We start from the raw sequence: 23881 nt of genomic DNA, 5'->3' as shown, positions 1-23881 counted from the left end.
TCTCAATTGTCTTTGGATTGTCGAGCAAGACGCAGTGGTTGAGTGGGCTCTACTACGCTGATTTCATCAGCTTTTACAGCCCTACTCAACTGTGCGGAGGTGGGACGACGAAATCGAATTCTAACGAATTAACGATTTCTGTCCCACTCTCTGGTCCTCATTATAAGTCATTCACAACATATTCAAAGAGTTTGTGGTCTGCTGGACTCTTGTCAAAACGCAGTTCCGGATGCCATTGAACGCCGAGAAAACGACTCTCATCTGTGGATTGAACCGCCTCTATGACGTCGTCTTTGGGATCCTGCGCGATTACTTCTAAGCCATCTGCCAAGTCTTTGATACTTTGATGGTGAAAGGAATTGATGCGACTGGTCTTGCCATAGATCTCTTGTAAGATCGTCTGATCCTTGGTCACCAGCTCTTGGCTGGTGTACTGACCTGGATTGTCCTGCCAATGATCCTCAATATCTTGATGCAAAGTACCACCCAATGCAACATTATAGAGCTGGGTCCCACGGCAGACGGTAAAGATAGCTTTTTTAGCCGCACGCGCTTCCTCAATCAAGGCCAACTCAAATAGATCACGTTTTAAGAGGTAGTCATCGCTATCAATGGCGATTTCTTCTCCATAAAACTTGGGCAAGACATTTTGACCACCAGTAATGATGAGCTTATCAATCATCGATATATAGTCTTTGGCCATGTCCGCATCTCCAATTGGCAAGATCAAGGGAATTCCTCCCGCCTCTTTGACCGCTTCGACAAAACCAGTCGCCGCATAACTCATGTTCGCGTCTGGATCATCTGGGAAGGGTCTTTCATTTCCTGTAATTCCAATCACTGGTCTTTTTTTCATACTTGTTTCCATATACTTTCATTCGTTTTCAAGGCTTATTGTAACACAATTTTAAGCTAGACTCAATGGAGAGTTTTTAAAGAGAAGGTCTCTCCCTCTATAACAAAAGCTTGCTGAAAGGAGTTAAAATTGCTTTTTATCAAAAAATCCTCAAGTGCGAAGACTTGAGAATTTTTTGTTAATTTTTGATAACCCCTTCTTTTGCCAAAAAGTCACGCGCCACTTGATTAGCTGACTTACCTTCTACTCCGACTTGGTAGTTCATCTGGCTCATTTGCTCTGCTGTGATTTTTCCAGCTAGTTTATTTAGAATAGCTTCCAACTCCGGATGTTTTTCGAGTAATGCAGCTTTCATGAGGGGAGCCCCTTGATAAGGTGGGAAGAGTTGCTTATCATCTTCAAGGACCACCAGGTCATAGCGAGCCAGCTCGGCATCCGTTGAGTAAGCATCTGTGATCTGGATGTCACCGGACTGGATGGCTTGGTAACGAAGGGCTGGCTCCATGGTGGAGACTTGTAGATGGAGTCCGTAAACCTTCTGCAAGCCCTTGTTCCCATCCTCTCGGTCATTAAACTCCAAGGTAAAGCCTGCCTTGAGTTGTCCTTCCACCTTTTTCAAATCTGAAATGGTCTTGAGACCATACTCTTGGGCAATTTTCTTAGGGACTGCAACAGCATAGGTATTCTGATAAGCCATGGGTTTGAGCAAGGCCAGGTTGTCTTGTTTCTTGATCCCATCTCGAGCCGCTTGATAGACTGCTTCTGGATCATGGTCGACTTGCGGCGCCGGCTTGAGGAGACTTTCAGTCACGGTCCCTGTAAACTCTGGATAGATAGCAATATCCCCTTTTTTCAGAGCTTCATAGAGGAAGGTGGTCTTGCCAAAATTCGGTTTGACGGTCACTGTCATGTCCGTGTTTTCTTCGATCAAAATCTTATACATATTGGCTAGAATTTCCGGTTCAGGACCCAACTTCCCAGCGATGATCAGGTTTTCTTTTTCCGGTTTGGGAAGAAGACTTGGTGTATAGCTAGCTCCCAATCCGATAACCATTACCGCAAAAGCCGCAAAGATGGTCCGCAATTTGGCCTTTTCCATCCATTTGAGAAGAAGGTTAAAGGCGATGGCTAAGAAGGCAGAAGACAGGGCACCGATTAAAATCAGACTGGCATTATTGCGGTCAATTCCTAGAAGGATAAAGGAACCGAGTCCCCCTGCTCCAATCAAGGCAGCTAGGGTAGCCGTCCCGATAATCATCACAGCTGCTGTCCGAATTCCAGACATGATGACGGGCATGGCCAAGGGAATCTCAAACTTCTTCAAGCGCTCCCACTTGGTCATCCCAAAGGCGGTTCCCGCTTCTTCAAGGCTTGGATCAATCCCTTGTAAACCGGTGATGGTATTTTGAAGAATGGGAAAAATGGCATAGATGACGAGAGCTGTCAAGGCCGGAAGCGTCCCGATTCCCATGATGGGTATGAAGAGCCCCAAAAGGGCCATGGAAGGAATAGTCTGGAAGATCCCAGCTACCTGCAAAACCCAGTTGCTGGCTCTCTTGCGTGTACTTAAATAAATAGCCAGAGGGACCGCCAGAAAAATCGCAAGGAGCAAGGTCAGTAATGACAGTTGCACATGTTGCCCCAGTGCAGTGAGCCAGTCTCCAAAGCGTTCTTGAAAGGTTGCAAATAGTTTAGACATGGTGAGCACCTCCAAACAAATCTGCCACAAAGTCATTGACTGGCTGGGCTAGGATGGTTTTAGAATCCGCCACCTGCACAATCTCTCCTTCTTGCAACACTGCAATCCGGTCCCCTAATTTCAAGGCCTCTTCCGTATCATGAGTCACGAAAATAGTCGTCATACCAAATTCTTTGTGCAAGTCTTTGGTAAGAGCCTGCAACTGCTTGCGGGAAATGGCATCCAAGGCTGAAAAGGGCTCGTCCATCAATAGAATCTTTGGCTCTGCAATGATGGCCCGCACAATGCCAATCCGTTGTTGCTCCCCACCAGATAACTCACTTGGCTTGCGATTTGCATACTCTGCAGCAGGCAGACCTACCTTGTCCAAGAGTTCTTCGGTTTTAGAGGCTATTTGTTCCTTACTCCAGCCCTTCATCTCAGGAATCAGTGCAATATTTTCAGCAACTGTTAAATTTGGAAAAAGAGCAATGGCTTGAAGGACATAGCCGGTAGAAAGACGTAATTCCCGTTCATCATAGTCCTTGATGCGTTTTCCGTCCATATAAATATTGCCATCTGTCGGCTCCAAAAGACGATTGATCATCTTGAGCATGGTGGTTTTTCCAGATCCTGAAGGGCCTACCAAGACCATAAATTCTCCATCTTCAATACGGAGATTGACATCTTTTAAAATGTCCTTATCCGTGTAGCGCAAGGCTACATGTTTGTATTCAATCATATTATTCCTCAATGATTTTTCTGTCTCTAAGAATATCCAATAGGCTACTTGCTGGATGACCTAGGACTTTTTCGACATCTGTAGAAACCCCAGCTTGTTCCCCAGCTTTAATCGCTGTATAGGTGCTGACCCAGGCATCGTACTCCCAAGTTTGTGCTGGCCATTTTTTACGTGACTCATAGGCTTCTTCTACTGATTCATCCACATACACGATGGCGTCACCGGTCTCTTTTGAGAGAAGCGCTACGATTTCTTCCATGGAAAGATCCTCTGGCCCTGTCAAATTCAAGGTTTGATTTTCCCACTCCTTAGGATTTAAAAGAATTTCTGCTGCAACCCTAGATGTGTCCTTACGGGCAACAGCTGACACAAGACCACTGCCTGCCGGACCACGAATTTCTCCATTTTCAAGTGCCATATCAATCAGAAAGTCCAAGTAAAAATTATCTCTCAAAAAAGTGTAGGTGAACCCTAACTCCTTGATATAGGCTTCCGTCTGGGCATGATCCCGAGACAAGGTGAAAGTTGCCTTCTCATCTGCCCCATAAAAGGAGGTATAGACGATATGCTCTACTCCTGCTAGCTTTGCAGTATCTAAAAAGTCCTTGTGCTCCTTGACACGCTCTGGATTTTCCCGAGCAGAGACCATCAACAAGATATCAATCCCCTTCAAGGCCTCAACCACCTCTGGTGTATTGGCATACACTATTTTACGGATTTCCGCAGACGCGTAGACTTTTGAACGCTCTGGACTTCGTGCTAGATGGACTGAGGCGATTCCTTTCTGATCGACAAGATCAGCCACATAGGAACCTAACTTCCCTGTTACCCCTGTAATACCAATCATAACTGTTACTTCCTTTCCTTAGATGTCATTCTCTTTAGCTTTTAGATTTGAGATAATGCGCTCTTGATAGGCCTCAAATTCTCGGATTTCTTGATCCGAAAACCCTTGATAAAAAATCTCTCCCAGTTCTTTGCTGACACGGTCTCCAATTTCTTTTTGTGCCCAACCGAAGTCTGTCAAAGAGATATATTTTTTCCTTTTATCCTGCGTGCAAGGTTGAATCGTGACCAAACCTTGTTCTTCCAATTTCTTAACCATACTGGTCAATGTATTATTAGCTAGTCCCGTCGCTAGAGCAATATCAGTTGCAGTTGCCCTTCCTTGCTCTTTTTGCCATAAGACTGTTAAAATTTTCCCCTGTTCACTTCGGTATTGAGCATCTGGTTCCTTGCTCAAGAGTTTTTGAAAGATACGCCCGTTCAACAAGCGTATCTGTAAAGCCTGGTAGCCCCCTTGCATCTTGTCCATTTTGTCTCCTTTTTTCTTCTATATCGAACTTTCTATTGTTTATTGTAATATTTTTAATTACATCTGTCAACTATTTCGATATCGAAATACCATTTTCCTTGGAAGAAGAGCAACATTTAAACACCTTGTAAAACAACACTGAGTTTTACATCTGTTCACTATCATGCAGAATGAAATTTATTAAAAAGCCTCGGTAGTTTCTTCCTACCGAAGCTTTTTTAATATCGTAAAGACAATCAACATCTATCTTAAAACTGATTCTTTCGATTTTATACAAAAATCCTCCAGAGCTGAACTCTGAAGGACTCATTTCTTATTTCACAACAATGTTGACAAGCTTGTTAGGTACACTAATCACTTTCACGATGTCCTTGCCATCAATCTCTGCTTTGACTTTGTCATCAGCTAGAGCGACTTCTTGCAATTCTTCGCGTGAAAGATCTTTAGCGACCATGAGTTTAGCACGGACTTTTCCTTTGATTTGGACGACGATTTCGATTTCGTCTTCAACCAATTTGCTTTCGTCCCATGTTGGCCAAGCTACGTAAGAGATTGACTCACCTGTTGCTGCCACTGTTTGCCAGAGTTCTTCTGCCAAGTGAGGGGCAAATGGGGCGATCAATTGGATAAAGCCTTTGGCGTAGTCTACATAGAGTTTGTCTTCCTTGTTAGCTGCATTGACAAAGACCATGAGCTGAGCAATAGCAGTGTTGAATTTCATGGACTCGATTTGCTCTGTGACAGCCTTAACGGTTTCGTTATAAACCTTGTCAAGAGCACCATTGTTGTCCGCAACGATTTCTTTACTTGTAATCAAACGGTAAACACGGTCGAGGAATTTACGGCTTCCTTCCAGACCTTCTTCAGACCAAGCGATAGAAGCGTCAAGTGGGCCCATGAACATTTCATAGACACGAAGGGTATCAGCACCGTATTGTTCCACCACATCATCTGGGTTGACCACATTCTTGAGGGATTTCGACATCTTGGCTGGTGCTTGCTCCAACTCTTCCCCTGTTTCCACATGGAAGAAGGAACCGTCACGTTTTTCAACCTTGTCAGTCGCTACAAGAGCCCCACGGTGGTCACGGTAGCTAGTTCCCAGGATCATTCCTTGGTTAAAGAGTTTTTGGAACGGTTCTTTAGTTGGAACAACACCGATATCATAGAGGAATTTATGCCAGAAACGAGCGTAAAGCAAGTGAAGCACGGCGTGTTCTGCCCCACCCACATAGATATCTACTGGCAACCATTGTTTGAGGAGGTCCTCATCAGCCAATTTTTCTGTGTTATGTGGATCGATATAGCGGAGGTAGTACCAGCTTGAACCTGCCCATTGTGGCATGGTGTTGGTCTCACGACGACCTTTGACACCATCTTCACGAGTCACTTCCAGCCAGTCTGTCAAGTTAGCCAATGGGCTTTCCCCAGTACCTGAAGGGCGGATATCCTTAGTCACTGGCAAGACAAGTGGCAATTCACTTTCTGGAACGGCTGTCGAAGATCCATCTTCCCAATGAATAATTGGGATTGGCTCACCCCAGTAACGTTGACGGCTAAAGAGCCAGTCGCGAAGACGGTAGGTTACTTTCTCCTGACCACAGCCTGCTTCTTCCAACCAAGCGACAATCTTGGCAATCGCATCTTCTTTGTTGAGCCCATCAAGGAAGTCTGAATTAACGTGAAGGCCGTCTTCTGTGTAGGCAGCTTCTGCTACGTTTCCACCTTCCAGCACTTCTACGATTGGAAGGCCGAATTGTTTAGCAAATTCCCAGTCACGTTGGTCGTGGGCAGGTACGGCCATAACAGCACCTGTTCCATAGCTAGAAAGAACATAGTCCGCAATCCAGATTGGAATTTCTTTGCCATTGACAGGGTTGATAGCATAAGCACCCGTCCAAACCCCTGTTTTTTCCTTGGCAAGGTCAGTACGAGCCAAGTCTGATTTGAGGCTAGCTTGGTGTTTGTAATCAGCTACAGCCTCAGCTTGTTCCGCACTTACGATGGCATCTACCAAGTCATGCTCAGGCGCCAAAACAGTGAAGGTCGCCCCAAAAAGGGTATCAGGACGAGTGGTAAAGACGGTGAATTCCTTATCAGTCCCTTTCACTTTAAAAGTGACATTGGCACCAGTTGATTTCCCAATCCAGTTGCGTTGCATGTCCTTGATAGACTCTGGCCAATCTAGGTCATCCAAATCGTTGAGCAAGCGCTCTGCATAGGCCGTGATTTTAAGCATCCATTGGCGCATTGGTTTGCGGACAACTGGATAGCCTCCACGCTCAGAAGTTCCGTCAGGAAGGACTTCTTCGTTGGCGATGGCTGTTCCCAATTCTTCCACCCAGTTTACTGGCACTTCCGCTTCATAGGCCAAGCCTTTTTCGTAAAGCTTGGTGAAAATCCATTGCGTCCACTTGTAGTAGTTCGGATCTGTCGTATTGACTTCACGGTCCCAGTCGTAAGAGAATCCAAGCGCATTGATTTGACGTTTGAAGTTAGCAATGTTTTCCGCTGTAAATTCCGCTGGGTCATTCCCTGTATCCATCGCATATTGCTCTGCAGGCAAACCAAAAGCATCCCATCCCATTGGGTGAAGGACGTTGTAGCCTTGTGCACGTTTGAAACGGCTGAGGATATCGGTCGCTGTGTAGCCTTCTGGGTGTCCTACGTGTAGACCCGCTCCAGATGGGTAAGGGAACATATCCAATGCATAAAACTTCGGTTTTGAGGCGTCAGTTCCTGTCTTAAAAGTATGATGGTCAGCCCAGTATTTTTGCCACTTAGGCTCGATTTCTTTATGATTGTAAAAACTCATAGCGTCTCTCCAATTTTCGTGATGCTCCTATTATACCATTTTTAGGGGATTTTTAAAGGATCAGATAAAGAAAAAGACAGGTCCCATACGGGACCTGTCCATCCTGTTTTCGCTAAGAAAAGTCTATTTCACATGCTTTTCAAGTTCTTTTTGCGCTTTTTTATTGGATTCTTCTTTTTCTTTCTTCCATTGTTCACGCGCTTTGTCGTAGTCTTTCGCCGCTACGACCTTGTCTTGAACTTCTAAATACTTATAGTTAAAGGTTTGACCCTTGTGGCCGGTCCAAGCAAAGGCTGCAGAGTATGGTACAGTCTTACGAACGACTGGAGAAGCTCCATCCGAATGAATCGGAATCAAGAGGGCACTATCGGTCAACCAAGCTTGAGCCGCAGCATATTTTTCATAACGCTTGTTGACATCTGTGTTTTCTTTTTGAGCGTCTTCAATTAATTGATTGTACTCATCAAAGCCAGCTGCTTTTGCCGCCGCATTATCCGTACCAGCATCGAATCCAAAGTAAGAATTGGCATTTTCACCAGATTTACCACTGGTGATGTCGATGTAAGAAGATGGGTCCGTATAGTCTGGTCCCCAGCCCAAGTTATTGTTTAGATCCCAGTCTTGTTGGGAAGCATTTTCAGCAAAGTAAGTCACTCGTTGAAGATCATCCTCAGAAACCATATTCAGATCGATGACAATATTTTCTGCTCCCAATGTAGATTCAATCGACTGTTTGAAGGATTGGGCTTGTTTGATTCCTTCCGTATAAGTCGAAGAAGTTGGAAGGTCTAAATGAATTGGGAATTCAACTCCTTGAGCCTGCAAGTCTGCCTTAGCTTTGGCAAACTCTTCTTTGGCCTTGCTTGGATTGTAGAGGGTGTCTTTTCCATCTGCGACAGAGACCCCTTTCCATTCATCCCCATAAGCTTCTAAGTCTTTTTCTACTGCATCCCCAAATTGTTTGCCATCGATTTGGACAAAGTTTGGTGGCGTAAAGGTATTACGGATCACCTTATTGGCACCCGCTTCCCCGTTAGTTTGCGCTACATAAGCCTTGCGGTTGAAGGCAAACATAATAGCTTGACGGAAGTCCTTGTTCAAGATTGCTTTCTTGGTAGAGGCCTTTTGAGCATCCGTGGTCTTCTTTGTGATTTCATAGGCCTGACGGTCAATGTTGAAGGAAAGGTTATAGGTTGAGGAACCTTGGTCAGTATAGACGATGTCGTCCTTATGCTTCTTCTCTACACTCTTATAGTTGGAACCATTTGGGAAAACACGGGCAACTGTATAGTCACCGTTATCAAATCCACGGATCAGAGACTCGGAGTCTTGACCATCATAATAGGTCAGTTTGACTTTACTGATCTTGACATTTTCCGCATCCCAGTAGGTTGGATTTTTTTCTAATATCGCAGAAGATTTCGAAGTGATGGATTTGATCAAATAAGGTCCGCAGTAGAGGATACTAGACGGAGAGGTTCCTTGACCGTAATCATCTCCCTTGGATTTCAAGAATTCTTCGTTGACCGGCATCAGGATCCCCATCGTGGTCTTAGAATTCCAGAAGCTTTCAGGCTGGCTCAAGGTATATTGAACGGTATAATCATCAATGGCTTTGATACCAACCGTTGAGAAGTCTTTGGTTTTTCCTGAGACATAATCATCCAAGCCTTTGACAGATTTTTGGACGAGATAGAGGGCCGAAGATTTCTTATCCGCCGCGTGCTGAAGACCTGTCACAAAGTCTTGCGCCTTGACTTCCCCATATTCTTCCCCTTCAGAAGTCATCCATTTGACTCCTTCGCGGAGTTTATAGGTATAGGTCAAACCGTCCTTTGAAACAGTCCAGTCTTTAGCAAGCGATGGGATCAAATTCCCATACTTGTCCACTTCCAATAAGCCATCTACCGCATTTCCTGTAAACTCAGAAGTCGATTTTTTATTGGAAATCGAATAGTCAAGAGTATCTGGATCCGTGGTATAGACATAGCTAAACGTCTGTTCGCCAGAACTTCCAGATTTTCCACCTGAGCAAGCCACTAGGACACCAGCTGATAAAAGCAGAGCGCTGGTCGCTAAGAGTACCTTCCCTTTGTTCATATGATTCACCTCATTGTAAAAATGTTATACTCAATTTAAATTATAGCACTTTCTAGGGAAATGTAAACGCTTTTACTGCGAAATTATTCTCTTTCTTCTTTTTCTAGAATTTTTTCCGTTTTAATCCCTGACCTGTATGATATAATGGAATTTATGAATAACGAGAGACATTTACACAAACGACTAAAACACTGCCTCTTGTCCCTCCTTGTAGGAGTCTTGACATTAGGCCCTATCTCTACTGCTTTTGCGGACGATCTCTACCAACAAGAAGATGTCATGAAAATCGCAGCCGATGCTGGACTGGTATTGGATGATTTTTACAAGCCTAAGGCCGATATCGTCATCGATGCCAATACTGGAGCCATTTTGTACGGAGACAATATCGACACGGTCCGGGACTCAGGTAGCATGGCCAAGCTCATGAGTGCCTATGTGGTCTTTCGGGCCCTCAAAGAAGGCAAGATCAAGTACGATACCGTGGTTACAGCAACTGCGTCGGACCAAGCCATTTCGGAAAACAATCTGTTAAGCAACTCACCGATTGTGGCTGGCGTAGACTACAAAGTATCGGAATTGATCAAGATGCTCTTTGTTCCCTCTTCCAGCGCAGCTGTAATTATGCTCGCCAACGCTGTCACTGACAATGATCCCGATAAGTTTTTGGATCTAATGAATCAGTACGCGCAAGAAATGGGAATGACCAATACCAGATGGCACAATCCAAATGGAGCGATGATTTCGGTGCTCCAGGGCCACTACAATCCACAGCGCTATGATGTCCATGCCAACAACGAAATTACGGCGCGGGACATGTCTATTCTGGCTTATCACATCGTAAACGATCTGCCAGAGATGTTGGAATACACCAAGCAAGCCCACACCACCATCATGGAAGGAACCCCCTACGAGCAAAGCTATGATAATTACAACACTTCCCTCGAAGGTGGAAAATTCTCCCTCAAGGGGACAGATGGCCTTAAGACAGGATCCAGCCCAACTGCCGACTACAACTACACCGCAACAACCAAACGGGGTAAACAGCGGATTATCGAAGTCATCCTAGGCGTTGGAAACTACGATGTCGAGATCGCCGAAAGCTACCGCAATCAAATCGGAAATACCTTGGCTGAGAAAATGTTTGCGGACTACCAGTATAAAAAAGTCCTTTCTGCAGGCGAGCATAAAATCGACGGGAAGACCATTCAACTGAAGCAAGACTTCTATGCTACCGTTAAGAAAGGCACGAATCCAGCCATTAAACTGGAAAACAACCGCCTGGTCGTCCAGAACGGCTTGCAACAGGTATCTCCAAGCATTAAGGCGGGAATGGCCGTAAGCGATTCTAAAGCAACGAACTCTAGCAGTAAACAGAAGGGACTAGATGCCATGTGGCTCTTCTGCTTCTTGCCAGCCGGAATCTTATATCTGATCTTTAAACAAACCGATCCAAAAAGAAGAAACTAATGATTCTAATATGAAAAAGAGTTGAGACAGAAAAACAGTCTCAACTCTTTTATAATGCAGACAAGATGATATGGGAACCTAGGTTTCCATATCATCCTCACAACTCTGATCATGTAATCAGTCACTTTCATTCTCGAATAGTTTTTAACTGAAGTCGAGACTACTTCCTTTGGAAAAAAGATAAATCAACTGGCATTCATGGAATGCGGCATTGATTTCCTATTTTTCTGCAGGAAGTTTCGGTAAACCGAATCGTCTCTCTTATCTTACATTACCAAATAATCACACGATCTTCTGGTTTTCTCCACATGCCATCTCCTTCTTTGACATCAAAGGTTTCAAAGAATTCGTCAAAGTTTGGCAATTGAACATTGGTACGGAGTTTTCCTGGTGCGTGGACATCAACACTTGCGAGGAGTTGCATGTACTCTGTCCGAGCTTTCATGCGCCAGATGCGAGCAAAGTTGGTGAAGAATTCTTCTGCTGAGAAGTCTGCTTCTTTCTTAGCGGCTTCAAGGGCTGCAGCAATTCCTCCTAGATCTGCCACGTTTTCAGAAACGGTCAATTTCCCGTTAATCTTAGCACCATAAGAGTCTTGCCCTTCAAACTGATCGATGACCTTTTGCGTGCGAGCGGTAAAGGCTTCGTAATCTTCTGGCTTCCACCAGTCTTTCAAGCTACCGTGCTCGTCAAAGGAAGCACCATTGGTGTCAAAGGCGTGGGAGATTTCATGGGCAATGACCGCACCGATTCCGCCGTAGTTGGCTGATGATGATTGGTGAAGGTCATAGAAAGGTGCTTGTAAAATCGCTGCTGGGAAGACAATTTGGTTTTGTTGCGGATCATAGTAAGCATTGACCATATTAGCTGGCATATGCCATTCGCTCCGATCAACTGGTTGGTTCCACTTGCTCCAAGTATGGGCAATGGAAATTTCGTAAAGGGCTTGAGCATTTTCCACCAAGGTCTTGCTCTCGTCGATGATCTTCTTGGCGTATGTTTCTGGTAATTTTTCAGGGTAGCCGATATGCGGTGTGATGACATTGAGCTTGACAATAGCTTTTTCGCGAGTTTCAGGAGCGAGCCAGTCTGCTTTTTCAAGACGATCCTTGTAGACCTCAATCATGGTCGCTACTTTATGCTCTACGTCTGCTTTCGCTTCTGGTGAGAATTTTTCACCCGCATACCAGAGTCCAAGCGCTTGGCTATATGGTACTTCTGCTAATGACAAGGCCGCCTTTTCTTTTGGACGAGGTTCTGGAATACCTGCAATCGTACGACCATATTCACCAGCCAAGACACGGATTTCTTCGGTCAAGAATAAAGTCCAATCTACGGCTGCACTGAGTTTCAATCTTGCATGAATAGTTTCCCAGTTGGCTGCTGAATAGAATGTTGGTGCGAATTCCTTCCAGAAACGCTCTTCTGGAACGATGATTTTATCCGGAGTTTGTCCGATCACTTCTGTAAAGAAAGTATCGAGTGGCAATTCTGGAACCAAGGCCTTGAAATCTGCCCACTCATAAGGATGGTAGAGTTTATTGTACTCGGATCTTTCTTCATTTGACAAGATATATTTGGCCAATTCTGCATCCGACGCAATGACCTTATCCAGGATATCCTTGATTTCTTCCTCTGAGAATTCAAATTTAGGTAAAAGTTTTTCCATCATTTGGCGCCAGATAGCCAGTAATTCTGGGCCTTTTTCGTTACCTTCTTCATAGTAGGTCGTATCTGGCAAGATATGAGCCGGCGCTTCTCCCCACAAGACATTCATTTGGGCATTCATATAGTCTGGTGACACGCTAAATGGCATGAGATTTGGTTTGCCAGCTAGCTCATAGGTCCCCAACTTGCTGGTATAATCTTCAAAAGAAGATAAGGCCTTGATTTCATTGATCAAGGGCATCGCTGGAGCCACACCAGCTGCTTCTCGCGCATCAAAATCTGCCACCATCTTGTGGTATTTGACAAAGTTTTGCAGAATACTGTCTTCTGGCAATTCTTCTCCTCTTTGCCATTTTCCGGTAATATCCAACATCAAGTTTTCGATATCTTGGATCAAGTCCATAAAGCCACCGGTTGACGGTTTGTCATCAGGAATCACAGCTGTCTCAGCCCATTTCCCATTGACGTAATCATAAAAATCATCTTGTAAACGTACCATGATCTTCTCGCTTTCATTCTTTTCTATTAACCTTATCAAAAATAGGTCAATTTTTCAATGATTACAAGTAAGTTAATCTAAATTATTTTAAAAATTAACTTGACTTAATTTTTTCATTCATGTATATTAATGGTAAAGGAGAAAAATCATGATTCAAATTGAACATCTAAGTGTTGCTTACCAGCAAACACTGGCCTTGGAGGATCTTTCCCTCACCATCCAGGGTCCAACCATCCTAGGAATTCTTGGACCCAACGGAGCAGGAAAGTCAACTCTGATCAAGGCCATGCTAGGACTTCTCCCTCATTCGGGAAGGGTCCTGCTCGATCAAAAAGATCTCGGCCAAGTTCTTCAACGAGTGGCCTACGTCGAACAGAAATCCGCTATTGATTTCCACTTCCCCATCACGGTGCGGGAGTGTGTCTCACTGGGTCTCTATCCCCATCTTTCGATCTTCAAGAGAAAAAGCAAAGAGGATCTCCAAAAGGTGGAAAATGCCTTGAAACTTGTCAATCTTCTTGATCTAGCGGATCGCCAGATCGGCCAGCTTTCAGGAGGGCAATTCCAACGGGTCCTGATCGCCCGCTGCTTGGTCCAAGAAGCAGATGTCATCTTTTTGGATGAGCCCTTCGCAGGGATTGACTCTGTCAGCGAAGACATCATTATGCAGACCCTTCAGACCTTGAAAAAAGAAGGCAAGACCATTCTGATCGTCCATCACGACCTCAGCAAGGTCCCAGCTTACTTTGACCAGGTCCTCCTCCTTCACCGCAAGCTGATTGCTTTTGGGAAAACAGAGGAAACCTTTTCCAAGGAGAATCTGCATGCAGCCTATGGGCATGAACTCTTTATAGGAGGTGGCGTCGGATGATTACAGAATTTATCGATGGATTACAGCAATTCCACTTCTTACAGAATGCCTTGATTACAGCTATTGCCATCGGGATTGTCGCTGGAGCTGTCGGATGCTTCATTATTTTGCGGGGCATGTCTCTTATGGGAGATGCCATCTCACACGCGGTCCTTCCGGGGGTAGCCCTGTCCTTTATCCTGGGCATCAATTTCTTTATTGGCGCCATTGCCTTTGGGCTTTTAGCTTCCATCCTCATCACCTATATCAAGAGCAACTCCATCATCAAGAGCGACACAGCGATTGGGATTACCTTTTCTTCTTTCCTCGCCTTAGGAGTCATTCTGATCGGAGTCGCTAAAAGTTCCACCGATCTCTTCCACATCCTCTTTGGGAATATCTTAGCCGTGCAAGACCAGGATATGTGGATGACCATCGGTATTGGGGTTACGGTCTTGCTGGTGATTTGCCTGCTATTTCGACCCTTACTGCTCACATCTTTTGATCCTGTTCTGGCTCAATCCATGGGCGTCCGGGTCAAGGTCTATCACTACCTTCTCATGGTGCTCTTGACCTTGGTTTCTGTCACTGCTATGCAGAGTGTCGGGACCATTCTCATCGTCGCCATGCTCATCACACCCGCTGCGACGGCCTATCTCTATGCCAACAGCCTCTGGTCCATGATGCTCCTTTCATCCGGATTAGGTGCTCTTGCATCCATCCTAGGACTCTTTATTGGCTATAGCTTCAACATAGCCGTCGGGTCTTGTATTGTCCTCACTTCTGCTGTCTTCTTTCTCATCAGCTTCTTTATCGCTCCTAAGCAGAGAAAGAACAAGCACGCTCTTTCGCCTCATTAAAGGAGAAACACATGAAAAAAATCGCTTCTGTCCTCGCCCTCTTTGTGGCGCTCTTATTTGGTCTTATGGCCTGTAGCAAAGGCTCTTCTTCCAAGTCCTCATCCGATAAATTGAAGGTGGTTACCACCAACTCCATCCTTGCCGATATCACCAAAAATATCGCTGGGGATAAAATCGAGCTCCACAGTATTGTCCCTGTCGGTCAAGATCCCCACGAGTACGAACCGCTCCCAGAAGATGTCAAAAAAACTTCACAAGCAGACCTGATCTTCTACAATGGGATCAACCTCGAAACGGGTGGCAATGCTTGGTTTACCAAATTGGTCAAAAATGCCAATAAAGTAGAAAACAAGGATTATTTCGCTGCCAGCGATGGCGTAGAGGTCATCTACCTGGAAGGCCAAAACCAAGCTGGAAAAGAAGACCCTCACGCTTGGCTCAATCTCGAAAACGGGATTATCTACGCTAAAAACATTGCCAAACAATTAATCGCCAAAGATCCAAAAAATAAGGACTTCTACGAAAAAAATCTAGCAGCCTACACTGAAAAACTCAGCAAGCTAGACCAAGAAGCCAAGCAAGCATTCAATAACATCCCAGCAGACAAGAAGATGATCGTAACCAGCGAAGGTTGCTTCAAGTACTTCTCCAAAGCCTACGGCGTCCCATCTGCCTATATCTGGGAAATCAACACTGAAGTAGAAGGGACACCTGAACAAATCAAAACGCTGCTAGAGAAATTGCGTCAAACCAAAGTACCGTCCCTCTTTGTCGAATCCAGTGTCGATGAGCGTCCTATGAAAACTGTGTCTAAGGATAGCAATATCCCTATCTTTGCAAAGATCTTTACTGACTCGATTGCCAAAGAAGGGGAAGAAGGCGACAGCTACTACAGCATGATGAAATGGAATTTAGAGAAAATCGCAGAAGGTTTGAACAAATAAGGTTCCTGGCTCGAAATGATTTTCCAGTCAAATGATTGGCCCTCCCTCTTTCATTGATGTACAATGAAAAGAAAAAAGGAGTCTTTGCTATGACAACATTTTTAGGAAACCCTGTTACCTTTACCGGCTCTCAACTTCAAGTTGGCGATACTGCTCACGACTTTTCCCTGACCACTCCTAACTTGGAGAAAAAATCTTTGGCTGATTTTGCTGGCAAGAAAAAAGTCCTCAGCGTGATCCCATCCATTGACACAGGTATCTGTTCCACTCAAACACGTCACTTCAACCAGGCCCTCTCTGACATGGAAGATACTGTGGTCTTAACCGTCTCTGTCGACCTTCCTTTCGCCCAAGGCAAATGGTGTGCTGCAGAAGGGATCGAAAATGCCATCATGCTCTCAGACTACTTCGACCATTCCTTTGGGAAGGCTTATGGCCTCTTGATCAATGAATGGCACTTGCTCGCACGCGCTGTCTTGGTCTTAGATGCGGATAACAAGGTCACTTATGTTGAATACCTCGACAATATCAACAGTGAGCCCAATTACGAGGCTGCAATCGAAGCCGTCAAAGCACTTGGATAAACGAAAAAGAGGTCTACGACCTCTTTTTCATTGCTATAAAATCCGATGGAGTCCATTCTGTAAGAGAACCCGCCAGCGTAAGCGTGGGATGCCTCTGAGGAAACTCCGCACGCGTTTTGCTACCTGTTGCTTGTAGCTCTTGCCTCCTTGTGCAAAGGTTCCCTTCCGGCTCCAATAGCCCTGCTCTCCGCGATCATTCTTCGGAGCTAGATAGCGAACACCCTGCTGATAGAGGACCCTCTTGCGAAAAGCTGGATCCCAAGGTTTAACGGGATCAATATCCAAGTCCTTATGGGTCCGGCCCTGGGCTAAGCCATAGTTGAAACTGGCTCCATTGACAATGCCATTTTCAGAAATCTGATACGGATCCACTTCATTAAGAAAGTGGCCACCCTGATCCAGGATATACTCTGTATGAAAGTTGAGCAAGACCTTAAAATTCAACTGGGCCTGAGCACGAGATGGGAAGGCGAGTTGGCCGTCTTGATCCACATAAACCTTATTGTGGAGACGAGCTGCTGCATAAGCATCGATTTTGATCCCTTTTGTCTCCTGCAAGTAAGCTTGTAGCGCTTCTTCATCCGTCTGCCCCGCTCTGGCATAATGCTCCCGAATCCACTGGGCCTGGTAGGCAGAGAGCAAATAGCGGAACTGGTGGATCTGGCGTTTTAAGAGCTGGTCTCCCTCTTTGCTAGCTAATGGATCCTGAGCAAATGCTACTTGGACCACTCTTGAGAAAGAAGACCAAAAAGGTGAATGAGGTGGGCAAGCTGGAGCCATTCTACTTAGAAGAAAAGCTGTCTCTTCACAAGTTCCAGACAAGTCACTTGGCATGAGAAGAATTTTCATGACTCCCCTCAGCAAGTCTTGAGCAACAGCTTCATCCATATTCTGAAGTTCGTGAAACCACATTTTTTGAAATAGAGGACTAGCAAAGAAAAAGACAGACTGGTATTGTTCTTGGTAGGCTTGTACATCTTTGTATTCCTGCAAATATTTCTCTAAATAGGCTAAACTATTCTCCCTCCACCCTAGTCTCGCCAAGTCCTGTCTGTTCATAATGCCGTCCTTTCTATGCTACTATACTACCATCTTTTGGAGCTTGAGACAATTCTCATTACTCCACTAGCGTTTTTGAGGATTTTTTTGATATACTAGAAGTGAGCGAAGAAAAGAGGAAAGCATGACACCAAACAAAGAAGATTACCTCAAGTGCATTTACGAAATTGGCACAGAAGTAAAAAAAATCAGTAATAAAGAAATTGCCAGTCGCATGCAGGTCTCTCCACCCGCTGTGACCGAGATGATTAAGCGCATGATCTCAGAGGGTCTCTTGGTGAAGGACAAGTTTCGTGGGTATTTGCTAACGGATTTAGGATCGCAGTTGGTCTCTGATCTCTACCGCAAGCACCGCTTGATCGAAGTATTTCTGCTGGAAAATCTTGACTATACAACTGAAGAAGTCCATGAAGAGGCAGAAGTTCTCGAGCATACCGTTTCTGAACATTTCATTGACAAGCTTGATCACATGCTTGGAAATCCTAAGACCTGTCCTCACGGGGGGACCATTCCACCCAAAGGACAACTTCTCATCGAGGCTTACCAGGACCGTTTGAGTGATGTCAGCGAACCGGGAACCTATCGTTTGCGAAGAGTTCAGGATAGCTTTGAATTGCTGAATTTTTTAGACCAGATCCAGCTGACCATCGGAGATGACATTCTCTTCAAAGGCTATGACGATTACACTGGCCTCTATCAGCTCCAAATCAAAGACCAAGATATCCAGATCAATCATCTGATTGCCCAACAACTTTACATAGAAAAACATGCCCTTTGATTAAGAGCATGTCAGATTGAAGAAATAGTATTCCTAGAAACTTTCCTTAGGTGAGTACGGACGTCAGCGAACTTCTACGAAGTTCCATGACTTAGTTTTGAACCTAAGGTTTCAAAACTCCCGAATGCTTGAAACAACAATGTTTCAAGCATTTTTCTCACGGCGGAAAGTTTCGGATTTACTTTGACAATCCAAAGTAATATAAGAATTTTTTGAAAAATTATCCAGCTATCCTAAGTAAAAAGTAATTTGTCTACATTCAAACAAACCCTTTAATCAAGGGCTTGTTTTTTTATGGATTTTTCGTATCGAGGATGATGGTCACTGGGCCATCATTGATGAATTCGATTGCCATATCTGCAGCGAAGACCCCTCGTTTGACAGGGACTTCCTTTTCTAACAAATCATTGAAGTCATCGTAGAGCTGGCTGGCCATCTCTGGATTGGCTGCCCCAATAAAGGCTGGACGATTACCTTTTTTTGTTTGGGCAAAGAGGGTAAATTGAGAAATCGACAAAATTTCCCCTTGAATATCCTTGACAGATAAATTCATCTTCCCTTCTTCATCCGAGAAAATCCGCATTTGGGTGACCTTCCGCACCGCATACTCCAAATCCTTCTGGTCATCCTCAGGCCCCACTCCCACTAAGAGCAGAAGCCCATCCTGAATCTGACTATAGACTTTACCATCAATAGAAACCGAGGCCCTTTTGACCCGTTGAATCACTAATTTCATCTTATTATCCTATTTAAACAATCTATTGGGTATTCACTGCTACCTTCAAAGAACATCGACATCAAGCAAGGCAGCGAGACGAGCTAACCAACTAATAAAAGAGTTCTGACCATGTTCTACTTGCTTCAAAGAAAATCGGCTCCAGACAAGGCAGTGAGACGCAGGCATAACTATAGTTAGACCAGTCGAAACTAACGCAGTATGAAGTCGATTTTCGCAGAAGATTAGCCGTTGGTACGCTTAACAGAGTACACCTCCGGCACACTCTTAATCTTATCCACCACCGTTGTCAACATAGATAGGTTTGGAATCCCGAAGGAAATGTGGATATTGGCAAATTTCATATCTTTGGTTGGTTGGGCATTGACGGTTGAGATCATCTTAGCCGTATTGGAGAGGACTTGAAGGACATCGTTGAGGAGGCCTGCACGGTTGAGTCCGTATATATCGATATGGGCGATGTAATCCTTGGTCGTGTTATTGTCTTCCCACTCGACGTCGATCAAGCGTTGCTCGTAGTTGTCTTGAGCCCGCAGATTCATACAGTCTTGACGGTGGATGGCAACCCCACGTCCTTTGGTAATGTAGCCGACAATTGTATCTCCCGGCACGGGATTACAACACTTGGCAATCCGGATCAAGAGACCGGAAGCTCCTTGAATGACCACGCCACCTTCATGGCGGACCTTGAGGGTGTCTTTTTTATTTTCAACCTTGACTTCGCCACCTTTGACCAGCTCTTCGGCTTCTGCACGCGCCTTGGCCTTTTCCTCTTCGCGACGTTCTTCTTCCGTCAAACGGTTAAAAATAGAAATGGCTCCTACTTCTCCAAAACCAATGGCCGCAAACAAGGCCTCTTCCGTCTTGTAGCTGGTCTTTTGCAAGACCTTGTCCATGTGTTTTTTGTCCATGAACTTATTGGCTACCAAGTCATGCTCGTGGAATTGGGCCATGAGCAACTCCCGTCCACGGTTAATAGACAATTCCTTGTCTTGGTTCTTAAAGAATTGGCGGATCTTGTTACGCGCCTTGCTGGTCTTGACAATAGTTAGCCAGTCACGACTCGGACCAAAGGAATTGGCATTGGTGATAATCTCCACCTGGTCCCCAGTCCGAAGTTTAGTATTAAGGGGCACCATACGGCCATTGACCTTGGCACCAATGGCTTTTTCTCCAACCTTGGTATGGATCTCATAGGCAAAATCGATCGGTCCAGAATCTTTGGGAAGCGAGCGCACAGTTCCGTCTGGTGTGAAGACATAAATTTCTTCTGCTAAAATATCTTCTTTTACATTTTCAACAAATTCTTTGGCATCACCTGACTGGTCCTGGAGCTCCATCATCTCTTTGATCCAGTTCATCCCAATGGCAGATTCCTTGCTGTTAACCTGACCCTTGATCCCTTTTTTGTATGCCCAGTGAGCGGCAACCCCGTATTCGGCAACCTCGTGCATCTCCTTGGTACGGATCTGGAATTCAATCGGTCCTTTAGGGCCATAGACCGTCGTATGGATGGACTGGTAGCCATTGGCCTTCCGATTGGCAATATAGTCCTTAAAACGCCCCGGCATCGGTTTCCACAGTTCATGGATATAACCCAGCATGGCATAGACATCACTTGGAGTATCCAGAATACAGCGGATGGCAATCAAGTCATAGATTTCATCAAAGCGTTTCTTCTTATCCTGCATCTTGCGGTAGATGGAGTAGATATGCTTTGGCCGGCCATAAATTTTTCCATGCAAATGGCGTTCCCCTGCATAGGTCTCAATCTTGTGGACAACTTCTTCCACTAACTCTTCTCGCTCACGACGTTTTTCCTTCATCATATGAGAAATCTTGTAGAATTCTGTCTCATTCAAATAACGGAAAGACAGATCCTCAAGCTCCCACTTAACACTGGAAATCCCGAGACGATGGGCTAGTGGCGCATAGATCTCCATGGTTTCGCGAGAAATGCGTTCTTGCTTGTCCTTACGCAAATGCTTCAAGGTGCGCATATTATGCAAGCGGTCTGCTAGTTTAACCAAGATTACACGGATATCCTGAGACATGGCCATGAGCATCTTGCGATGGTTTTCCGCCAATTGCTCTTCGTGGGACTTGTACTTGACCTTCCCGAGTTTGGTCACCCCATCGACAATCACGCGCACATCATGACCAAATTCGCGTTCTAAATCATCTAAGCTTGCATTCGTATCTTCCACGACATCATGCAAAAAACCACAGGCCACCGTTACAGCATCCAGTTTCAGCTTGGCGAGAATTCCTGCCACTTGAATGGGATGAATGATGTAAGGTTCACCAGACTGACGGAATTGACCACTATGGCAATCAACTGCATAGACCAAAGCCTTTTGCACAAAAGCAACATCCTCAGGTGATAAATATTTTTTTGTAAGGGCAACGACTTGGTCCCCAGTTAAATTCTCTTCTTTTGGCATTCGTTTTCTCCAGTTTCTTGGATACTATTTTAACACTTTTAGAAGCAGATGGAAACCAATGAAGTTACTTTAATATACGGATCTTACTTAGCCTGGCAAAACTCTTTCAAAGAATGTAACTCAGCTTTCTTTCTTCCAACGCCTTCTTTAACAGAGTTTGAAAATTTTCCAGCCAAATCCTTATCAATACTTCCAATGACCTGATCTAGAGAACTTTCAAGTTCTGTTAAACTCGATGAAATTCTACTTTTTATACCTTGTTGATCAATTGCTCCCTTGGTTAATGCAAATTTCCCCATAAATCTAACACTAATGATAGCCGCCATGTAACGCTTATCTTCATAAGTAAGATCATTTAAAACATCAATTTTCGACATACAGTTCCTTTCTCAATCTTGCAATATCCTTGGCATATTTTTCAGAAACCAGCTGTAGTTCCTTTTGTTTCAGCTGATATATTTCCTCAATATGAGCTAGTTCTCCATAGTAGTCCGAATTCAATTCCTCATAAACATCTGATAATTCCTGAAAATAATCCGATAGACTGTCCGTACTTTCCATCGTTTTAGAGAAATATGTAACTTCCTCTTCCATCATTTCGATGTTCTGTTTTGTAAAGCAGAACTGGTCATGGATCTGATGCATTCTATTTTCCAGTTTTTTCATCTCCATTTTCAATTCTTCTTCAATCCTATTCCATTTTTCTTCCACTTTTCTAATCGCATTAATACATTTAAACTCGTTGTTTCCCATTCTTTACCATTGCAATTGAAGTTGGCTTGCTAGAGCAATATCTGTAGCTGCAACAGTTGCAATCCCTTTCGCTATGTCTGTTGATAGACTAAAAATACTATCCTTTATTTTTAGAGTATCTTTTTTAATTTTCTCTAATTCTGTGATGCGATTGATCTCAATCGTTTCTTTTGTTGCACCAACTTGAGCAAGTGCATTGACGATATCATTATCTGTACATCGGCTTCCAGATACAGTTGAACGGCAAGAGGCTAATAATGTATCCCAAGTCCCTTTCACATCCGCAATACCGAAATCACAGACAGCTAAAATATAATCTGAGGCAATGAGAGCAAACTCCTTCAACGATTCCACTATTCTTATGGCCTGAATTGTGTCCATGGAAATGAGATCACGTCCGGAAAGCCCTCTCTTTTTCCAAGATTCCAATGCTTGTTTCTTTAACTGCAGTTGTTCTTTCGCCTGCTTTACTCGAGCTAATCGATAGTCATCTAAACTTTCTTCTTTGACGTTCAAGTAGCCAGCCTTGTAGTCGTAACCTCCCCACATATGTTGTTTTCCTAAATCGCCTACATCCTTACTGTCAATTCGAACAAGTGTCCCAACAACACCCTCGTTCCCTTCTTTAGAATGTTCCCATGTAACAATGTCTCGCTTGTCTATATAATTATAAATTTTATATTTAATCTTATCGACCTGTTTCTTTTCCTCATCGCTTAAAAGTGGATAAAGATTGGGTGCTTCATATATATAAGCCCCATCCACTCTATTTAAATACTTATCTTCCAAAGATCCAAGTGAAGCTTGGAGATTTAAGCCTCCTAAAGAATGGGCATAAAATTTGAAACGCGCATTCGGATATCTATCCATTGCTGCTTTTACTTCTTTCGAAGCCGCGTCAAGCTGGGGAATTTTCCCAGTTTTGATCCCAAGTCTCTTGGCCATTGATATTTGTAGTGCAGTTGGAGCATCGGTGAGCACCCAATCATCTACAGCTCCCCTGAAATTTTGATCAAATTTTGCTTCCGAGCCCTCAAACAAAATGGTTACTTTTTGCACATCCTCTGGTCTGGTTTCCTGAGTGATTTTTTTATCCGTCACAATGTAGCCATTTAAACCATTTAGGGCTCCTAGAATCCGTGCTTCCAAGTCTTGAGGAGAGGTGACCATATCTTTTTCTGGTGCCTGTCCAAAAACTTCAGAAACATAGCCTATTCTTCTTTCTTGTTTGCCTTTCCCAATTAAAACATCCTCACCAACATTAAATTTAGAATATTCTTGCCAAGAGATATCATTTTTTTCTTTGTCTGTGTATACCAAACTTACTCCTCCAATAATTTTTGCAACTCGACAGATCTACTCACTCCCACTTGTTCAATTGGTCCATCCTCACTATATTTTCGTAAACCAAAATTCTCAGTTATTTCCTTATCTCCATTAATGATGATACGAAACATAATCCCTCCCATTGGATTGTGTTCGATCGTTTCATCATCAATCTCATACGATTGGATCTTGCCTTTTGGTGTTAAGGCATTTGGGTCGGTTACCTTGAGTTCCTCTTCTATCAACTTTTCTACTTCTTTACTATGGACGATCTGAACCATTTCATTTTGAAAATCAAGATGGTTTTTTACAAGCATGCCTCCCCATATCAAGACTCCTAGTAGCAACACTCCAAATATATAACGACCAATTTTTCTTTTTTGTTTCATCTTCATCCTCCATAAAGT

General features: G+C 44.1%; 21 protein-coding genes. 6 read left to right on the top strand and 15 right to left on the bottom strand.

Annotation, left to right across the window (positions count from 1 at the left end; all coding sequences use genetic code 11):
• Positions 1-160: 160 nt before the first annotated feature.
• From QM968_RS07900 to QM968_RS07870, 7 genes are all read right to left on the bottom strand, one after another.
• On the bottom strand, positions 161-856 hold the full coding sequence (locus tag QM968_RS07900; protein WP_414326265.1) for a gamma-glutamyl-gamma-aminobutyrate hydrolase family protein: 696 nt from the start codon (positions 854-856) through the stop codon (positions 161-163).
• Between the two features lie 178 nt (positions 857-1034).
• Entirely contained in the window at positions 1035-2555 is a 1521-nt protein-coding gene (locus QM968_RS07895) for an ABC transporter permease/substrate-binding protein (protein WP_414383392.1), read from the bottom strand.
• Complete coding sequence (locus QM968_RS07890; RefSeq protein WP_414383390.1) at positions 2548-3276, bottom strand: ABC transporter ATP-binding protein; 729 nt, start codon at positions 3274-3276, stop codon at positions 2548-2550. The genes QM968_RS07895 and QM968_RS07890 overlap by 8 nt, the downstream gene beginning before the upstream one ends.
• A gap of 1 nt (position 3277) precedes the next feature.
• Positions 3278-4123: an SDR family oxidoreductase gene (locus tag QM968_RS07885; protein ID WP_414383388.1), complete on the bottom strand. Its 846-nt coding sequence runs from the start codon at positions 4121-4123 to the stop codon at positions 3278-3280.
• An 18-nt stretch (positions 4124-4141) separates the two neighbouring features.
• Positions 4142-4591, bottom strand: a complete 450-nt coding sequence (locus QM968_RS07880; RefSeq protein ID WP_414383386.1) for a MarR family winged helix-turn-helix transcriptional regulator — start codon at positions 4589-4591, stop codon at positions 4142-4144.
• Between the two features lie 313 nt (positions 4592-4904).
• Complete coding sequence (gene leuS, locus QM968_RS07875) at positions 4905-7406, bottom strand: leucine--tRNA ligase (protein WP_414383384.1); 2502 nt, start codon at positions 7404-7406, stop codon at positions 4905-4907.
• Positions 7407-7529: 123 nt separating this feature from the next.
• Positions 7530-9506, bottom strand: coding sequence for a peptide ABC transporter substrate-binding protein (locus QM968_RS07870; RefSeq protein WP_414383382.1), 1977 nt, complete (start codon positions 9504-9506; stop codon positions 7530-7532).
• 144 nt (positions 9507-9650) lie between these two features.
• On the opposite strand from QM968_RS07870, the gene QM968_RS07865 reads away from it, so the two are divergent.
• Positions 9651-10973 (top strand): DUF1958 domain-containing protein, encoded by a 1323-nt coding sequence (locus QM968_RS07865; protein ID WP_414383380.1) that lies wholly within the window; start codon positions 9651-9653, stop codon positions 10971-10973.
• A gap of 271 nt (positions 10974-11244) precedes the next feature.
• Here QM968_RS07865 and QM968_RS07860 read toward each other — a convergent pair whose 3' ends face one another.
• The gene (locus QM968_RS07860) at positions 11245-13140 is read right to left on the bottom strand and encodes a M13 family metallopeptidase (protein ID WP_414383378.1); all 1896 of its coding nucleotides are present in this window, start codon (positions 13138-13140) and stop codon (positions 11245-11247) included.
• A gap of 148 nt (positions 13141-13288) precedes the next feature.
• Here QM968_RS07860 and QM968_RS07855 point away from each other — a divergent pair, with 148 nt between their 5' ends.
• The 4 genes from QM968_RS07855 to tpx all read left to right on the top strand — a co-directional run bounded on the left by QM968_RS07855 (position 13289) and on the right by tpx (position 16378).
• Positions 13289-14011, top strand: a complete 723-nt coding sequence (locus QM968_RS07855; protein ID WP_195612361.1) for a metal ABC transporter ATP-binding protein — start codon at positions 13289-13291, stop codon at positions 14009-14011.
• Positions 14008-14850: a metal ABC transporter permease subunit gene (locus tag QM968_RS07850; protein WP_414383376.1), complete on the top strand. Its 843-nt coding sequence runs from the start codon at positions 14008-14010 to the stop codon at positions 14848-14850. Before QM968_RS07855 ends, QM968_RS07850 begins: the two co-directional genes overlap by 4 nt.
• Before the next feature lie 11 nt (positions 14851-14861).
• Positions 14862-15794, top strand: a complete 933-nt coding sequence (locus tag QM968_RS07845) for a metal ABC transporter substrate-binding lipoprotein (RefSeq protein ID WP_414383374.1) — start codon at positions 14862-14864, stop codon at positions 15792-15794.
• A gap of 89 nt (positions 15795-15883) precedes the next feature.
• On the top strand, positions 15884-16378 hold the full coding sequence (gene tpx, locus QM968_RS07840) for a thiol peroxidase (RefSeq protein WP_009732121.1): 495 nt from the start codon (positions 15884-15886) through the stop codon (positions 16376-16378).
• 33 nt (positions 16379-16411) lie between these two features.
• Here tpx and QM968_RS07835 read toward each other — a convergent pair whose 3' ends face one another.
• Positions 16412-17437 (bottom strand): DUF3114 domain-containing protein, encoded by a 1026-nt coding sequence (locus QM968_RS07835; RefSeq protein ID WP_414383372.1) that lies wholly within the window; start codon positions 17435-17437, stop codon positions 16412-16414.
• A gap of 124 nt (positions 17438-17561) precedes the next feature.
• On the opposite strand from QM968_RS07835, the gene QM968_RS07830 reads away from it, so the two are divergent.
• Positions 17562-18215: a metal-dependent transcriptional regulator gene (locus QM968_RS07830; RefSeq protein WP_371495769.1), complete on the top strand. Its 654-nt coding sequence runs from the start codon at positions 17562-17564 to the stop codon at positions 18213-18215.
• A 292-nt stretch (positions 18216-18507) separates the two neighbouring features.
• Here the strand turns inward: QM968_RS07830 and dtd are convergent, their stop codons facing one another.
• The 6 genes from dtd to QM968_RS07800 all read right to left on the bottom strand — a co-directional run bounded on the left by dtd (position 18508) and on the right by QM968_RS07800 (position 23863).
• Positions 18508-18951 carry a D-aminoacyl-tRNA deacylase gene (gene dtd, locus QM968_RS07825; protein WP_371495767.1) on the bottom strand — a complete coding sequence of 148 codons (444 nt, stop codon included), beginning with the start codon at positions 18949-18951 and terminating at the stop codon, positions 18508-18510.
• A gap of 224 nt (positions 18952-19175) precedes the next feature.
• On the bottom strand, positions 19176-21395 hold the full coding sequence (locus QM968_RS07820) for a RelA/SpoT family protein (protein WP_009732117.1): 2220 nt from the start codon (positions 21393-21395) through the stop codon (positions 19176-19178).
• Positions 21396-21478: 83 nt separating this feature from the next.
• Positions 21479-21772 (bottom strand): hypothetical protein, encoded by a 294-nt coding sequence (locus QM968_RS07815; protein WP_009732116.1) that lies wholly within the window; start codon positions 21770-21772, stop codon positions 21479-21481.
• Positions 21759-22148 (bottom strand): hypothetical protein, encoded by a 390-nt coding sequence (locus tag QM968_RS07810; protein ID WP_414383369.1) that lies wholly within the window; start codon positions 22146-22148, stop codon positions 21759-21761. Before QM968_RS07810 ends, QM968_RS07815 begins: the two co-directional genes overlap by 14 nt.
• Before the next feature lie 3 nt (positions 22149-22151).
• Entirely contained in the window at positions 22152-23468 is a 1317-nt protein-coding gene (locus QM968_RS07805) for a hypothetical protein (RefSeq protein ID WP_414383367.1), read from the bottom strand.
• A 2-nt stretch (positions 23469-23470) separates the two neighbouring features.
• On the bottom strand, positions 23471-23863 hold the full coding sequence (locus QM968_RS07800) for a DUF1310 family protein (RefSeq protein WP_414383365.1): 393 nt from the start codon (positions 23861-23863) through the stop codon (positions 23471-23473).
• Between the last annotated feature and the right edge of the window lie 18 nt (positions 23864-23881).

Source organism: Streptococcus sp. OMI870 (genome assembly GCF_047460295.1).
Lineage (GTDB): Bacteria > Bacillota > Bacilli > Lactobacillales > Streptococcaceae > Streptococcus.
The sequence above is the reverse complement of the archived record's forward strand: the minus strand, read 5'-3'. Positions and strand labels throughout refer to the sequence as shown.

Bases quoted from the DNA above. Each gene is read 5' to 3' on its own strand.
- QM968_RS07870 (WP_414383382.1), bottom strand. From the start codon at position 9,506: ATGAACAAAGGGAAGGTACTCTTAGCGACCAGCGCTCTGCTTTTATCA.
- QM968_RS07810 (WP_414383369.1), bottom strand. From the start codon at position 22,148: ATGGGAAACAACGAGTTTAAATGTATTAATGCGATTAGAAAAGTGGAA.
- QM968_RS07815 (WP_009732116.1), bottom strand. From the start codon at position 21,772: ATGTCGAAAATTGATGTTTTAAATGATCTTACTTATGAAGATAAGCGT.
- QM968_RS07855 (WP_195612361.1), top strand. From the start codon at position 13,289: ATGATTCAAATTGAACATCTAAGTGTTGCTTACCAGCAAACACTGGCC.
- QM968_RS07900 (WP_414326265.1), bottom strand. From the start codon at position 856: ATGAAAAAAAGACCAGTGATTGGAATTACAGGAAATGAAAGACCCTTC.
- QM968_RS07860 (WP_414383378.1), bottom strand. From the start codon at position 13,140: ATGGTACGTTTACAAGATGATTTTTATGATTACGTCAATGGGAAATGG.
- dtd (WP_371495767.1), bottom strand. From the start codon at position 18,951: ATGAAATTAGTGATTCAACGGGTCAAAAGGGCCTCGGTTTCTATTGAT.
- QM968_RS07820 (WP_009732117.1), bottom strand. From the start codon at position 21,395: ATGCCAAAAGAAGAGAATTTAACTGGGGACCAAGTCGTTGCCCTTACA.
- leuS (WP_414383384.1), bottom strand. From the start codon at position 7,406: ATGAGTTTTTACAATCATAAAGAAATCGAGCCTAAGTGGCAAAAATAC.
- QM968_RS07835 (WP_414383372.1), bottom strand. From the start codon at position 17,437: ATGAACAGACAGGACTTGGCGAGACTAGGGTGGAGGGAGAATAGTTTA.
- QM968_RS07890 (WP_414383390.1), bottom strand. From the start codon at position 3,276: ATGATTGAATACAAACATGTAGCCTTGCGCTACACGGATAAGGACATT.
- QM968_RS07880 (WP_414383386.1), bottom strand. From the start codon at position 4,591: ATGGACAAGATGCAAGGGGGCTACCAGGCTTTACAGATACGCTTGTTG.
- tpx (WP_009732121.1), top strand. From the start codon at position 15,884: ATGACAACATTTTTAGGAAACCCTGTTACCTTTACCGGCTCTCAACTT.
- QM968_RS07850 (WP_414383376.1), top strand. From the start codon at position 14,008: ATGATTACAGAATTTATCGATGGATTACAGCAATTCCACTTCTTACAG.
- QM968_RS07885 (WP_414383388.1), bottom strand. From the start codon at position 4,123: ATGATTGGTATTACAGGGGTAACAGGGAAGTTAGGTTCCTATGTGGCT.
- QM968_RS07865 (WP_414383380.1), top strand. From the start codon at position 9,651: ATGGAATTTATGAATAACGAGAGACATTTACACAAACGACTAAAACAC.
- QM968_RS07895 (WP_414383392.1), bottom strand. From the start codon at position 2,555: ATGTCTAAACTATTTGCAACCTTTCAAGAACGCTTTGGAGACTGGCTC.
- QM968_RS07800 (WP_414383365.1), bottom strand. From the start codon at position 23,863: ATGAAACAAAAAAGAAAAATTGGTCGTTATATATTTGGAGTGTTGCTA.
- QM968_RS07830 (WP_371495769.1), top strand. From the start codon at position 17,562: ATGACACCAAACAAAGAAGATTACCTCAAGTGCATTTACGAAATTGGC.
- QM968_RS07845 (WP_414383374.1), top strand. From the start codon at position 14,862: ATGAAAAAAATCGCTTCTGTCCTCGCCCTCTTTGTGGCGCTCTTATTT.